At 56.6% G+C, this 14,009-nt stretch carries 10 protein-coding genes; 4 read left to right on the forward strand and 6 right to left on the reverse strand.

Annotated features, from left to right (window positions below; translation table 11 throughout):
- Window positions 1–11: 11 nt before the first annotated feature.
- On the reverse strand, window positions 12–767 hold the full coding sequence (locus BN2684_RS12100) for a Cof-type HAD-IIB family hydrolase (RefSeq protein ID WP_262360921.1): 756 nt from the start codon (window positions 765–767) through the stop codon (window positions 12–14).
- Entirely contained in the window at window positions 739–2,637 is a 1,899-nt protein-coding gene (asnB, locus tag BN2684_RS12105) for an asparagine synthase (glutamine-hydrolyzing) (RefSeq protein WP_058302390.1), read from the reverse strand. Before asnB ends, BN2684_RS12100 begins: the two co-directional genes overlap by 29 nt.
- Window positions 2,638–3,066: 429 nt before the next feature.
- On the opposite strand from asnB, the gene BN2684_RS12110 reads away from it, so the two are divergent.
- From BN2684_RS12110 to BN2684_RS25260, 3 genes are read left to right on the forward strand one after another with little or no spacing between them, the layout of a single operon-like run.
- A complete protein-coding gene (locus tag BN2684_RS12110) occupies window positions 3,067–4,788 on the forward strand; it encodes an alkaline phosphatase (RefSeq protein WP_058302391.1) in 1,722 nt (573 codons plus the stop codon).
- Window positions 4,789–4,798: 10 nt separating this feature from the next.
- Window positions 4,799–5,512, forward strand: coding sequence for an ABC transporter ATP-binding protein (locus BN2684_RS12115; RefSeq protein WP_058302392.1), 714 nt, complete (start codon window positions 4,799–4,801; stop codon window positions 5,510–5,512).
- Window positions 5,509–7,704 carry an ABC transporter permease gene (locus tag BN2684_RS25260; RefSeq protein WP_316245515.1) on the forward strand — a complete coding sequence of 732 codons (2,196 nt, stop codon included), beginning with the start codon at window positions 5,509–5,511 and terminating at the stop codon, window positions 7,702–7,704. Before BN2684_RS12115 ends, BN2684_RS25260 begins: the two co-directional genes overlap by 4 nt.
- A 161-nt stretch (window positions 7,705–7,865) precedes the next feature.
- Here BN2684_RS25260 and BN2684_RS12125 read toward each other — a convergent pair whose 3' ends face one another.
- The 4 genes from BN2684_RS12125 to BN2684_RS12140 are packed head-to-tail and all read right to left on the reverse strand — an operon-like array spanning window position 7,866 to window position 12,532.
- Window positions 7,866–10,127 carry a peptidoglycan D,D-transpeptidase FtsI family protein gene (locus BN2684_RS12125; protein WP_082651907.1) on the reverse strand — a complete coding sequence of 754 codons (2,262 nt, stop codon included), beginning with the start codon at window positions 10,125–10,127 and terminating at the stop codon, window positions 7,866–7,868.
- 16 nt (window positions 10,128–10,143) lie between these two features.
- Entirely contained in the window at window positions 10,144–10,902 is a 759-nt protein-coding gene (locus tag BN2684_RS12130) for an HAD-IA family hydrolase (protein WP_058302393.1), read from the reverse strand.
- Between the two features lie 18 nt (window positions 10,903–10,920).
- Entirely contained in the window at window positions 10,921–12,072 is a 1,152-nt protein-coding gene (locus BN2684_RS12135) for a transglutaminase domain-containing protein (protein WP_316245516.1), read from the reverse strand.
- Window positions 12,073–12,103: 31 nt separating this feature from the next.
- Window positions 12,104–12,532, reverse strand: a complete 429-nt coding sequence (locus tag BN2684_RS12140) for a hypothetical protein (RefSeq protein WP_058302394.1) — start codon at window positions 12,530–12,532, stop codon at window positions 12,104–12,106.
- A gap of 191 nt (window positions 12,533–12,723) precedes the next feature.
- Between BN2684_RS12140 and BN2684_RS12145 the strand changes: the two genes are divergently transcribed.
- On the forward strand, window positions 12,724–13,914 hold the full coding sequence (locus BN2684_RS12145; RefSeq protein WP_058302395.1) for an MFS transporter: 1,191 nt from the start codon (window positions 12,724–12,726) through the stop codon (window positions 13,912–13,914).
- Window positions 13,915–14,009: the final 95 nt, after the last annotated feature.

Here is a 14,009-nt window from a genome sequence, read left to right on the forward strand (position 1 = left end):
TTGCGGGCGGCCTATCCGCCAAAGACAAACTTCTCAATGGCACGGGCCACTCCGTCCTCTGTGTTGAGCGCTGTGATGTAATCGGCGGCAGCCTTCACTTCCTCCTGGGCGTTGCCCATCGCGATGCCAAGACCGGCTGCCCGGATCATCTTGAGGTCATTGAGGCTGTCGCCCATAGCGATGACCTCGTCCATCGTGATCCCCAGCATGTCGCAGACCTCGCGCATACCGCTTTCCTTGCTTACTCCATGCGGATTCACTTCAATGTTAAACGGATGCGAATTCGTCAGCTCATAGCGGCCCGTCTGCTCCAGCTCGGCGTAAATCTTCGCCAACACCTCGGCATCCTCCAAATAAAACCCGAATTTCAGCCACTCGACGCTTCCCGGATCATCCAGCCAACGTTCCTTGTTGAAGAGGCCTTCCACCGCGTATCCCCAAAACCAGGAGTCATGCTTTTTGGCCAGCTCGACCATTTCATGGATCCATTCCACCTCCATGAGATGCCGCGTCTTCAGCCTGCCGGGAGCTTCCCACACTTCGCTTCCGTTGGCTGCAACCATCGGAGAGGCAAGTCCGAGCTCCTGCACGTAGGGCTGAACGCTCTGCAGCCCTCTTCCGGTGGCAAACATAACTGGAACCCCATGTTCGATGGCGCGCTCCATCCACTTGCGGTTCTCGGGAGAGATTTGGCTCTCCTCATTCAAAACAGTCCCATCCATGTCGAGAGCAATCAGCTTATAACGCTTGATAGAATTTGGCGTCACGGCTACCTCCTTGTCCTGCGCTTCCCGGCTGCAAATAGGTTTCATGCCACAGGGCAAACATGTAAATGGTCCAGATACGGCGGGCATAATCGCCCTCCCCCTTGCGATGCTTGGCCAGCATCTCTTCGACGGCTGGGAAACGGACGTAGTCCCCGATGCCGCCCGCCTCGATCTGCTCCAGAATCTGGGTGCCGCGCGAGCCCTTCATCCAGTCGCGCATCGGCACGGGGAAGCCGAGCTTCGGACGGTCGAGGATAAAGTCGGGGATGATCCCTTCCATCGCTTTACGGAAAATGTACTTGGTCGTCCCGTTCGCCAAACGATATTTCATCGGAATCCGCTTCGCCAGGTCAAACACTTCCTTGTCAAGGAAAGGCACCCGCAGCTCCAGGGAATGGGCCATCGTCATCTTGTCGGCCTTCATCAGGATATCCCCCGGCATCCACAGATTCATGTCAATGTATTGCATCCGGCTAACCGGGTCCAAATGACGGGTCTTGTTGTAATAGTCTCCTGCGATTTGGATCGGGTTCTTGTAGGTTCCGAGCAGATCCGCATGACTCGCCAGCACGGACGCCTTCATATCCTCCGTAAAAATCTTGGCGTTGCCAAGGAAGCGTTCTTCCAAAGGGGTCGTTCCGCGCAGCAAGTAATTGCGGCCCGTGAAGCTCTGCGGCAGCAAGGCCGCCATTTGATGCAGAGCCCGCTTAAGAGGAGCCGGAAGCCAGGCCAGCGGCTTCAGCGACAACGGCTCCCGATAGATGCGGTAGCCTCCGAACAACTCGTCCGCTCCTTCACCGGACAGCACCACTGTCACATGCTGGCGGGCCAACTCAGCCAGATGGTACAAAGCGATGGCCGAGGGGTCGGCTACCGGTTCGTCTTGATGCCAGACGGCCTTCGGCAGGCTGTCGAAGTAATCCTTCTCGGTGATCACCTTCGAGAAGTGTTGAGTACCGAGCGCCTTGGCCGTCTGCTCGGCGATGATCGTCTCGTTGTTCGCACCCTCGAAGCCGACGGAGAACGTCTGGATCGATTCGAACATGCTCATATGCGCGGCCATAGCGGTGGAATCGATGCCGCTCGACAGGAAGCAGCCCCGCTCCACATCGCTCACGAGGTGATGCTCCACGGAATCGCGCAGCTTCGTGCGAATTTCCTCCACGTAGTCTTCGAACGGCCGGTCCTCCGGCTCAAACATCGGGTCCCAATACCGGGTTTGGGTCATGCGGCCGTCTTCCGTCACCGTCAGGTAATGAGCCGGACGAAGCTTTTGGATGCCCGCGAACATCGTATCTGGTTCGGGAACATATTGGAAGGTGAGGTAGTTCAGCAGGCTTTCCGGACGAACGGAGCGCTCCATCCCATCCGCTTCCAGGATGCTCTTGATCTCCGAGCCGAAGACAAACCTTTCCGGGGTATAGTGGTAATAGAACGGCTTGATGCCGAAGTGATCTCGGGCCGCGAGAAGCTTACGCTTCCGTTGATCCCAAATCGCAAAGCCAAACATACCGCGCAGCATCTTGACACAATCCTCGCCAAACTCCTCATAGAGATGAACGATGGTCTCCGTGTCAGATGCCGTTCGGAACGTATGTCCACGGTCAATCAGCATCGATCGCAGTTCTTTGTAGTTGTAGATTTCGCCATTGAAAATGATCCAGACCGATTCATCCTCGTTGCAGAGCGGTTGATGCCCTTCGCGGATGTCGATAACGGAGAGGCGTCGGAAGCCGAGGCCCACTCCCGCATCCGTTAAGAATCCCGTGTCATTCGGTCCTCGGTGGGCAATCACATCCGTCATTCGCTGCAAGGTTTCTCTAGAGGAGGCAAGGCCATTAAACAACATCATGCCTGTAATTCCGCACATCGATCTCCACACTCCAATTCAGCCGGTCGCTTCTTCTGTCTCGGATCGGCATTCTTCTTGCTATTTTTCGATACATAAGTATACCACAGGCATAGCGATGGTTGGAAATTCGGCCACATAATTTTCATTCATCTGGTGATCAGCGGGTCAGAGCGGAGAATGAACGTTTATGGCAGCGAATATCCGCGCCTTCCTCAGACTCAGAGCACGACCTTTCATTAACCTGCATTCCACGGCTTTCCCTCAGAGCACGACCCTTCATCAACCTGCATTCCACGGCTTTCCCTCAGAGCACGGCTCCGTATCATCCTGGCAAAAGGAAGGGCTGCTGGGTAAATTTTACGAAAACACGTCCATTATTTTACATCCTGAGAATAGTTGCCCCTTAAACTGGAGAAGATTCGGATGACCACTAGGAGGGTATTGGAAATGAGCAAATGGACCAAAAAAGCAGTTTTGAGCGGCCTCACCTGCCTCGTCCTCTCCACCGGCAGCTTTGCCTACGCGGCACAATCGGCATCAAGCAACGCCAAAGATGCCAAACCTGCATCCAAGAATCTCATCGTACTGATCGGAGACGGCATGGGTCCGGCGCAAATCTCGGCGGCCCGCTATTACGAGCAGTACAAGAAGAACGTAACGCACTTGAATCTGGACCCCTATTATGTCGGACAGGCCACGACCTTTGCCGATCGTGGGGAAGACGGCGGGACCGTTGTCTCCGGCGTCGTAACCGATTCTGCTTCAGCCGGAACGGCCTTTGCCACCGGCCACAAAACCTACAATGCCGGCATCAGCGTATCGAACGAGGATGTGGCCAAGCCCTTCGCCTCCGTGATTGAAGCGGCTGAAGCCAGCGGCAAGGCAACCGGACTCGTCACGACCGCACGCATCACGCATGCGACCCCTGCTGTCTATGCTTCTCATGTGCGCAATCGCGACAACGAATCGGCCATCGCCTCTCAATACCTGGACAGCGGAGTAGATGTGCTGTTCGGCGGCGGCAAGCAATTTTTCGTAACCAAGGATGAGAAGGGCAAGCGTACGGACAAGAACATTCTGCCCGATTTCAAGGCGAAAGGGTATGCCATCGTAGAGAATACCAGCTCGCTCAAAGCTCTGCCGGCTTCCACGACCAAGGTGCTCGGCCTGTTCGGAAGCTCTCATGTCGCTTACACCCCCGACCGCACGACAGAGATTCCGAGTCTTGCCACGATGACCTCATCCGCACTCTCCATTCTCTCCAAAGATAAAAACGGCTTCGTCATGATGATCGAAGGCGGCCGCATCGACCATGCCGGCCATGCCAACGACCTGCCGACGATGGTTCAGGAAGTGCTTGATTTCGACGCAGCCTTCAAGACCGCCATCGAATTCGCCAAGAAGGACGGCAACACCTCCGTGGTCGTCACCGCCGACCATGAAACGGGAGGCCTGTCCCTGTCCCGTGACAATATCTACGAGCTGAATATCGACCTCTGGGATAAGCAAAAGCACTCCTCCGAATCGATCGCCAGTTCGCTTGCGAATGCGAAGACGCCGGAGGAAATCCGCAGCATCGTCGCCGCGAACACCGGCTTTACCGACCTTACCGACGAAGAAGTCAGCTCTATCATGGCCGGAGACGGTTCTTCCTATAAGCAGGAAGGCGCCTACAACGCCGTGATCTCCAAACGGCTGCTCGTCGGCTGGTCCGGCCACGGCCACTCCGCCGTCGATGTCGGGGTATGGGCGTACGGCCCGATCGCCACGAAGGTGAAGGGGCAAATCGACAATACCCAGATTGCCAAGGAATCTGCATCCATCGTAGGAGTGGATCTCGCGAAGCAATCGGCAGCGCTGCAAGCCAAGTACATCTACCCCAAATTTAAGATCACGCGCTCCGGAGAAGTGCTGTACCCCGCTTCAAGCTTGGCCAAGGCACTCGGCGCCAGCTACGCGGGAGGAGCCGCCACCACCAAGCTCGTCTTCGGAAAAACATCCATCGATATCGACAAGACGGCGCTCTCGGCCAAATTGAACGGCAAAGCGGCTTCTTATACCGTCGATTTTGACAATGGAACGGTCTACCTGCCGCTGGCGGCATTCAGCGGGCTGACTGGCAAGTCGCTCAGTTGGGATACGCTCTCCGAACGGATTGTCATCAAATAAGGAGGAACCCATGCTGCAAATCACCGGCCTGAAAAAACAATTTCGGGTAAGCGGCGGCAGCCTTCCGATCCTTGATGTTCCTTCTTGGCAAGTGAATACGGGTGAACAGGTGGCTCTTACCGGACCGAGCGGGTCTGGTAAGAGCACTCTACTTCATCTGATCAGTGGAATTTCCCTGCCCGACGAAGGAAGCATCAAGCTGAACGAAGTGGAGCTGACCGCCTTGAACGAGACCCGAAGAGACCGCTGCCGCTCCGCCATGATCGGGTACGTGCTTCAGGATTTCCATCTCATTCCTTCCCTCTCCGCGCGGCAAAATATCGACATGGCGCTCTCCGCCAAGCTCTCCGCTAAGCAAAGGTACCGCCTCATCCTGGAATGGCTCGATCGAGTCGGCCTTGCCGATCGTGCGGATCATAGGCCTTCCCAGCTTTCACGCGGCCAACAGCAGCGCGTGGCGATCATTCGCGCTCTTGTGAACAATCCACCTGTTCTTCTGGCGGATGAGCCGACCGGAAGCTTGGACTACGAGACGGCGGCGGAAATCTCCCAACTGCTGCTTGACCTGGGCACCGCCGGCAAGCAAACGATGATCGTCGTGACTCACGATACGAATTTGGCGGCGCTTTTCCCGAAGCAGGTCGATATCCGTGATGTGAACGTCCTCCGCAAACCGGTACCGCAGCCGCAGCAGACCCTCGGCCGGGAGGCGAGTCCCGCATGAAACTGCTCTCTTATACCTTTCGTAACATCCGTCACCGTTTGTTCCTCTCCTTGCTCACGGCACTCTCCATCGCGGCTACCGTCGCCTTTATCCTCCTCTTTTCCTTGTTCCGCAGCGGCGTCGAGCAAGGAGCCGAGAAGGGCTACGGCCCGTTTGATCTCGTCATCGGGGCTGCGGGAAGCGAGACCCAGCTTGTCTTGAACACGTTCTATCACATCGGTGCGCCGACAGGGAACATTCCTTTGTCCGTCCTAGATCAGGTTAGGAGCGATTCCGGGGTGGACAAAGCCTTTGCATTTACAACCGGAGACCGCATGCACGGATTTCCGGTTGTCGGAATCGATCCGGGCTATTTCCCGGTTCGCTATGGAGACCGCAAGCTCTCGGCTGGTCGCTTGTATGCCCAAACAGGAGAAGCCGTTCTTGGCTGGCAGGCCGCGAAAGAATCCGGACTCCATGTAGGAGACAGCTTTACGGGCGCTCACGGGCTTGTGGAAGAGGCGGGGGAATCCTTCGATCATGACGAAGCAGGCGGCTCCGAGCACGACGAGGAGCACGAATCGGAAGAGCACGCGCATGAGAGCTTCCGCTACACGGTGGCCGGAATTCTGCCGAGGCTAAATACCCCGGACGACCGGGCCGTGTTCACAACGGTGGACTACGCTTGGGCGGTTCACCATCTGGAAGGAGCCGACCGCGAAATCACGGCCGTTCTAGTCAAACCATCCTCTCTGCTCGGCGCCCATACTCTCAAGGAGACGCTGGGCCAGAGCGCTCTGGGGGTCCAGGCTGTCTATACGAGCAAAGCGGTAGCCGACGTCGTGAATACGGTGGATCAAGGTTCACGGCTCGTCAGCCTAATCACGGGCTTATGCGTCATCCTCGCCTCCATCACCATCCTGCTGTCGCTCATTGCCGCAACCGGGGAACGTACGAAGGACGCGGGGCTGCTTCGGTTATTGGGCAAGCCGAAGGGCTATGTCTGGCTGACGGTCATGAGCGAAGGCTTGCTTTTGACGGGAGCCGGCTTGGTCAGCGGGCTTCTCTCGGGTCATTTGGTCGCCTCGATCATCCGCGAGACCGTCTTCGCCAAGATAGGCGTGCAGCTCCATCCCTGGGCTTGGAGCCCGGATCAGAGTCTGCTCGCCATCGGCACACTCGCCATCGGGCTCGCCGCCTCTCTGCTTTCGGCCTTCCGGTTATACCGGATGCAGCCGCTCGCCCTGTTCTCAAGAGCCAATCTTGTGCTGCTCACATTGGCAATCAGCTTGCCGCTCCTTCTGAGCGCCTGCGGGAATAGCGGGAAGACGGAGGAGGCGGGCTCCTTCCGGGAAGCCGTCTCCTCTCCGGCGGAGGTTTCCTCGAGCCCGGCAGGGAACGCCGAAACCAGCTCCGTTCCGGGTGGGGAGAAGGGAACGTCGGCTGCTTCTAGCTCTCCCGCTTCGCCCGCTCCCTTATCGGCAACCGGATCAGCTTCTCCTGCCGCTCAAGACAACGGGAACGGGGAGCAGTTGACTTCCGGTGGGGTGGTGGAGACCGAGCCAAACGCTTCATCAGCTGGCCCCGGCCTCTCCCCATCCGCATCCGCTGGAACCGCCGAGACCGTCGGAGCGTCACCCGCCGCCGGCAGTCACGCACCCGGCAAACCGAATCCCGCCGGGGCCGCCAAGGAGTCGGCTTCTCCTGCCGGAAAGCCGCCGCTTGAATCCGGCAAGCCTGCCGGCTCCGCCGGAACTGGAAGCCCATCTCCCACCGCCAGTTCAGAGGCCGGTTCGAAGAGCCCGGCTTCTTCACCCAAGGGGGAGAAGGAGAGCTCCGGTCCGGTTGCCATCGGCTGGTCGGACTTCTTCGACGGAACCGATCAGACCAAGCCCTCGGAGCGGTTCTGGGATCTGAGCGAAGACGATGCCACCGTTACGATCAAGGGCTTTATGGGAGAGGTGCTCTCCTTCGAGAAACACTGGTTCCTGCTCATACCGGCTCCCGGAGCGGAATGTCCCTTCGATAACGGAGACGAAACCTATTGGAACAAGATCATGATCGTCTTCGTTTCAGACGGACAGAAGCTTCGCTACAAGTCTGGACCGCTGGAGATCACCGGCAGGCTGGATGTCGGGATCAAAGTGGACGAATCTGGCTACAAAACGATGTTCCGGCTGTACGATGCTTCCTTCAAGGAGATCACTCCTTAACTGAAGGAATCGTTCCTAAGGACAATCCTTACCCCTTCAACAACGAAAAAGGAGCCTTCTCACGATTTCCCGTGAAAAGGCTCCTTTATTGTGCGCCGATTCTAGAGAGAACGGGCGAGATAGATTCATTTCCAGGTTCCCCTGTCATGCGCATGAATCTGCTACGGGTTCACTCGGAAGACGCCATCGGCAACTTCTTGCTTTTGCCCATTTCCCGTTCCGGTATTGCCCGTATTCGCTCCGGCAGCTCCTGCTCCGTTCGTAGTCCCATTTCCGCCGTTTCCGCCGATTCCGCCATTCGCGGCATTCTGCGCACCTGTTCCCTGAGTGTTGGTCGCCGGGTTCGTTCCGGGAGTCGTTTCCTTACCGGTCGTTCCTTCGTCCGTCTTCGGCTTGAAGCCGAAGTAAGCGTCATAGATCTTGCGAGCGATCGGCGCCGCTCCATAACGGCCGTATCCGCCTTCCGGAACAACGACAGCGATGGCCAGCTTCGGCTTCTCGACCGGAGCGAAGGTAATGAACGTCGCATTGAGCAGGTCCGTTCTTCCGGCGATAAACGATTGCGAAGTCCCCGTCTTCCGGGCGAAGGAGATCGGGAAGTCGTCAAAGCCTTCCACACCCGATTTCATGCCGCTAATGACCGTGTTCCACTGCTGATCGGTAAATTTCTCCGTATTCAGAACTTTAACGTCATCCTTATAGGTATGCACCACTTTGTTGTCGTAGGTGGTGATCCGATCGACGAACAGCGGCTTCAGACGACTGCCTCGGTTCGCCAGCATGGAAGCATATTGGGCTAACTGCAAAGTGGTATACTTCGCGCCTTGACCGAACGAAGACATGACCAGAACGCTCTGGGTACTGGAGCTCTTGTCCTCCACGTAATCCCGGACACCGACCGATTCAAACGGAAGGCCGCTCTCCGTGCTCACACCGAGGCCGAACGCTTTCATGTATTTGTCCCATACATCAAGGGGGGTAGTGCCCTTCTCTTGATAATAAGTGAACCGATCATAGAGGTTTAACCCGACCATCTTAGCCATGAACGTATTCGAGGAGACCTCAATGGCTTTGCTTGGCGTAAGCGATTGAGCTCCGTGGTTCTCCGAGTTGGTAACCCGGCCGCTTCCGTCCTTCCCGAAAGTCAACAAGCCTGAATCGTAATACGTGTCGTACGGCGTGAACAGCCCTTCGCGCAACCCCAGCAACACGGACAGCGGCTTGATCGTCGAACCGAGCGGTACGAGAGAAGAGGCGCTGCGAGCGAGCAGCTTGTTGTCCTGGCTGTTGATGCGGCGGTCGCGGATCGCTCCGTTCGGAATGAGATTCATGAGGCTCATGTACTTCTCGTCCGTCATGTTCTCCCATTCGACCGGCTGGTAATCCGGATAACTGGCCATGGCGACCACCCGCCCGGTGTCGACCTCCATCGCCACCGCGTAGCCCATCTTCGCATTTTTGCCATCCGACTCATACTTGCGGTTTGATTTATTTAGGGTTTCAAGGGTCTCCTTGATCGCGTTTTGCGCGGCCAATTGGACATCTCGGTCGATCGTCAGATAAAGGTTTTTGCCTTTTTCCGGATAGGTGATCTCCGCGTCTCCGATGATCTGGTTTCGGGAATTGACGGGATACACCTTCATGCCATTCACGCCGCGCAGCTCGTCTTGATACAGATATTCCAAGCCATCTACACCAACATACTCCCGGTCTTCATACCCTTCCTCTTCTTTCTTGTTGCGGTAGAAGTCCGCGATATCCCCCTTCTTATCCGTTCCCGTGACACCGCTGAACTTACGAAGATAGCCCACGAGCTGGACAGCCACCTGCTTGGTCGGGTCCTCCTCATACTCCCGGATGCTTTCCTCCGAGATATCGAGCCCCGTAAGTTCGTCCCGATGCTCGGAGATATAAGCGATCTCGTCGTTGGTCAGCCCGCTTTTGATTCGGCGGGGGGAGTAAAAGTAATCCTTCGGCGCCCGCTCCGACTCGTCGTAATTAAATTCCGTATCCATCAGCTTGAAGATCTCTTCAGCGGTCAGAGGCTTTGCGGTTTTGCTGCCATACATGGCAAACACTTTTTCCAGCATCTTGGCGGTATGGAGGAGTTCTTCATAGGTATCATCCTTGGATAATTGCATAAACAAGGTCTGCGTCGAACGCGAAGTCGCGATCGGAGCTCCCTTGACGTCATAGATATTGCCCCGTACGGGAGGAATGTAGACTTTCCCTTGGGTGACTTCCCGTTTCTCCGCCTTGAGCGCCGGCCCCTCCACAAACTGCAAATAAGCCAGCTTGATGATCAGCGTGGAGAACAACACGAACGTAACGAAGAAAAACATGTTGATGCGGATGGAGAAGTGCCTGCGCAGCATCCCTTCGCGTTTCTGGGAATCGTCATCAAGCTCAGGGGGGTTCTGCATGGCGTAACCTTCCTTTCTAAACCAATTCGTCCAGCGAGGTCATCCCTTCGCCTGTATGGTAATCGTAGCGCTTGATCCGACGGGAGTCAATTCCGACCTGGGCCGGGGCCCACAGGTCATTGATCTCGTGATCTCCGATGTACAGCACATCGGAAGCATCGAGTTCGGCCAAGGATAGCGCCAACTTGAAAATGTTCGGATTGGGCTTCTCCATCCCGACCTCAACCGAGATGACGACCGGGTCGAAGAAATCGAGAATGCCTTTGTCCGCCAAAATGTCTCTCAGGCCCGTGGAGAAATTGGAGACAAGCCCGAGGCGGAAGCCCATGGCTTTCAAGCGCTCCAGATTGGACCGAACATCGGGAAACAATCGGTAATGGCAGGGCGATAGGAACTCCTTGTACAGCCCCAGGCTGCACTCTTCGATCTGCTGCTCACTCCACTCCTCAGGTGCGCCCAATTCGCTCAGCACATCCTTATAGATCCCCGTCCAGAACAAGCGGTCGGATTCCGGGGAACAGAGCTCATCCACTGCGAGCGGTTTGTCGACATAGTGTTTGCGAATCGCGGTGGTCAGCACTTGTCCGACCCGATCCGCTTCCCGGATGAGCGAGTGTTCAGCCAGGTAAGCATGGAAGATATTCAAGTCGCCCGGAACCGTAATGAGCGTGTCCCCTGCATCGAAGAACAGCGCTTTATAGGCATTCAGTGGCTTTCGAGCCGGACTGACGGGATTCGTGGGATTCGTGGGATTCGTGGGATTCGTCTGATCCAAGTTCAGGTCCTCCAAAGCTTATATTTGATTATCCGGTATGTGGGTGTCCGCAAAGTTCGGCGGGTTAAACCAACTGCCGCCGCTCGAAACCCAGGTCGTATCCAGCGGAATCCAGCCTTCGTCCCCAAGCCGCACCTCATTCCAGGCATGAGGGCCGTAGCCTCCCGATCCGTCCGCTCCAAGCCCCGTGACGACACGGACGTCAAGACCGACGGATTTGGCCATGACGGCATAGAGCCGGGAATAATCGATGCAGACTCCGGTGCGCGTGCGGAACGTGTCCTCCGGCGTCTGTTCCTTCCAGATTCTCTGATCCATGTACAAATCGTACTTGCTCCAATCGTACCGCACCCGAGTTCCGACCCAGCTGTACAAGGCCCGCGCCTTCTCTTCATCGGTCTCGGCTTTGGCCGTAACCTTCAGCGCCGCCTGGGCGATGTCTTCCGGGACATTCGCGTCCAGCACCTCGTACCGACGCTGGAGGACGCGAGACATCTCATCCTTGACCGATTCCGTGAACACCGGAAGCCGGTTCGTCAGCCAGTCTCCGGTGAGAGGGCCGACGATGCGATCTGCGCCTTGCTCGTACATGCGAGAATCCCGTATATAATCGGACAACGCCGTCTGCGGAAACAAGGCGGTGTAGACAAACAAAGCAGCGATGAACACAATCGCTCTGCCGATGCCTGTCACCGCGCCGAGCATCGCTCCCATCAAGCTGCTGATCGAAGCGATGCCTGGCCCGAGCTCTCTCGTCCGTTTGAATCGGAAGAGTCCCCAGCCGAACAGAAAGGATAGACTGCCGAGAAGGCTTCGGATCACGAGGTAAACCAAGAAGAAGATCACAACCGCACGCGTGAGCGAGAAGTCGCGCAGGCCGGTCACCGCCGTATAATACAGCTGGCTAAAGCCATCGAGCTCCCGGTCGGGGATTCGAATGTTTCGGCTCACGAGCCAATCCGCCAGCATGGGAGAAAGAACCTCCGCTGCTTTCCAGGAGAGCATAAGCGAGACGACTGTGATCGCGGTGTCCACCGCAAAGCGGATGAGCTGCCGAGCCGAGCCGGTTGCGCCGCGTCCCGCTCCGGAGAGCGCCGAGAACAGGACGATCAGTACGATGACGACCGATACGGCATTCCCGAAGATGATGGAACGCATCCCTTCTAGCACGGCGTTTCCCCCTTCGCTCTTCTGTATGGCCTCATTTCGCGTTCTTCGCCGCAGCTTCTACAAATGTCTTCACGGTGCTGGCCTTCATCTTGAACGATTGCTTCAATACGGTAACCGTCACCTCGTCTTCTCCAGGCTTGCCCTCCACCTTGAGGCTGGAGGTCGTGATGGTATAGGAGCCGTCTTTGTTTTTCACATACGTGGCGGATTCGGCTTCCTTCTTCATCATGGCGACAGCTTCGTCTTGAAGAGATTGAGTCGCAGCCGTTGTGATCGTCTGCTTAAGTGAGTCCAGTCCGCCTTCATATTGGTAGCCGTAATACAAGACTCCCGCTGCAATGATGAGCACGATAAGCCATTTTACCACTGTCTTGACAATCCGGATCACGAGAAAAAGCGCAATAAGGGCGATCAGAATCACATACCATCGATCCGTAAGAAATGCAGACCATTGATCCATTCGATTCCATCCTTTTTTAAGGGTTTGTTCTATCATATCATCCCGGGAAGAGGAGCGGTAGCTCTCGAAGTCCTTGAATGGAGGAAGACGAGGCCATTGAAACGATCACAGGGGTTTGCAGGGGTTTGTACTACCTCACCCTTATAACGCGTACAAGTAAGAGAGACCCTTGAGACAGGCAGGTGTGATCGATGAAAACGGCAGTTTGGCTCTATTTGTTTCTCTTCGTCGCCATGTTTGACCTTCATGCCCAGTACCCGATTCTCTCTCCCTTCGCATTGTCCCTCGGAGCGGTTCCTTCGTTTATCGGACTGATCATGGGGATGTATTCCGTCACGCATCTGCCAGGCAATCTGATCGCCGGCTACGGAGTAGACCGGTTCGGAAGCAAACGGTTCATCTGTGCGAGCCTGATGGCCGGAGGCTTCCTGCTGATCCTCCAGGCTGGAGTGGACAACCCGTGGGAGCTGCTTGTCATTCGCTCCTTAAGCGGCTTTGCGCTCGCCTTCCTGTCGCCCGCAAGTATGGCCATGCTCGCGAGGCTGGCTCGCAGCAAGGTGCAACAAAGCCGGCTCATGGCCGGCAACGGGCTCGTCCATACCCTCGCTTCCGTCGTCTCCCCAGCAGCAGGAGCTCTGTTGGTGCATAAGCTCGGCTTTTCCCAATCGTTCCTCGCCTTGGGCATCCTGCTCATGCTAACGGGATTGATCACGCTGTTCGCCTTGAAGGAAGATCATCAGCCCGAGACTCCCGCCGCAGCCGTTCCTCCCCGCTCTATCCCCTCCCATTCAGCAGACGGACACGGGAAGACGCAGAGGTCTGGGCTTGCTTCACAAGGGCTTGACGATATCCCGATCCCCTGGTTCTTCTATGGAATCCCCATCGGCTTGTCATGCGCCCAAGGAATCCTGTTCTTCGAGCTGCCGCTCGGCTCTGCGGCACGTTCCTCCATCATGACGACTGGCCTGCTGTTCACCATGGTGAGCATCGGAGCACTGTTTTCCTTGAGCTTACTCTTTCTGAACCGCTTCTCGGCGTTTGGCCGCACCCTGTTCGGCAGTCTCGTGCTGGCGGTCATCTATTATGGGATGGCTGTCGGATGGAACGTTCCACTGCCCGTCACCCTGTTCTTGATCGGCGCAGCCAAGGGGATGATCTTCCCCTCCATCGCCGCGCTGCTCGCTGAGATGACGCCTGCTGGCAAATACGGCCGCGCCTTCTCCATCCTCTCGATCTCCTTCTCCATCGGTTCCTTCCTCGGCCCGATCCTTGCTGGTCAGCTGCGCACCGAGGTTTCTCCTTATTTCTTGGCGTTCGCTGCTCTGATGACGGGACTTATCCTCATGCCCCTGGGACGCATGCGCCGTTCGATCCCCACATGACCTTAACGCGTACTGGGTATCCGCACAGGCTATCCGAATTCCGGTGCATAGGATAGTACTGCAACACATGGCCTTTCGGGCCTGGAAAGGGGTGT

Source organism: Gorillibacterium timonense, assembly GCF_001457415.1.
GTDB classification, from domain to species: domain Bacteria; phylum Bacillota; class Bacilli; order Paenibacillales; family NBRC-103111; genus Gorillibacterium; species Gorillibacterium timonense.

Bases quoted from the DNA above. Each gene is read 5' to 3' on its own strand.
- asnB (WP_058302390.1), bottom strand. From the start codon at position 2,637: ATGTGCGGAATTACAGGCATGATGTTGTTTAATGGCCTTGCCTCCTCT.
- BN2684_RS12110 (WP_058302391.1), top strand. From the start codon at position 3,067: ATGAGCAAATGGACCAAAAAAGCAGTTTTGAGCGGCCTCACCTGCCTC.
- BN2684_RS12115 (WP_058302392.1), top strand. From the start codon at position 4,799: ATGCTGCAAATCACCGGCCTGAAAAAACAATTTCGGGTAAGCGGCGGC.
- BN2684_RS25260 (WP_316245515.1), top strand. From the start codon at position 5,509: ATGAAACTGCTCTCTTATACCTTTCGTAACATCCGTCACCGTTTGTTC.
- BN2684_RS12125 (WP_082651907.1), bottom strand. From the start codon at position 10,127: ATGCAGAACCCCCCTGAGCTTGATGACGATTCCCAGAAACGCGAAGGG.
- BN2684_RS12140 (WP_058302394.1), bottom strand. From the start codon at position 12,532: ATGGATCAATGGTCTGCATTTCTTACGGATCGATGGTATGTGATTCTG.
- BN2684_RS12145 (WP_058302395.1), top strand. From the start codon at position 12,724: ATGAAAACGGCAGTTTGGCTCTATTTGTTTCTCTTCGTCGCCATGTTT.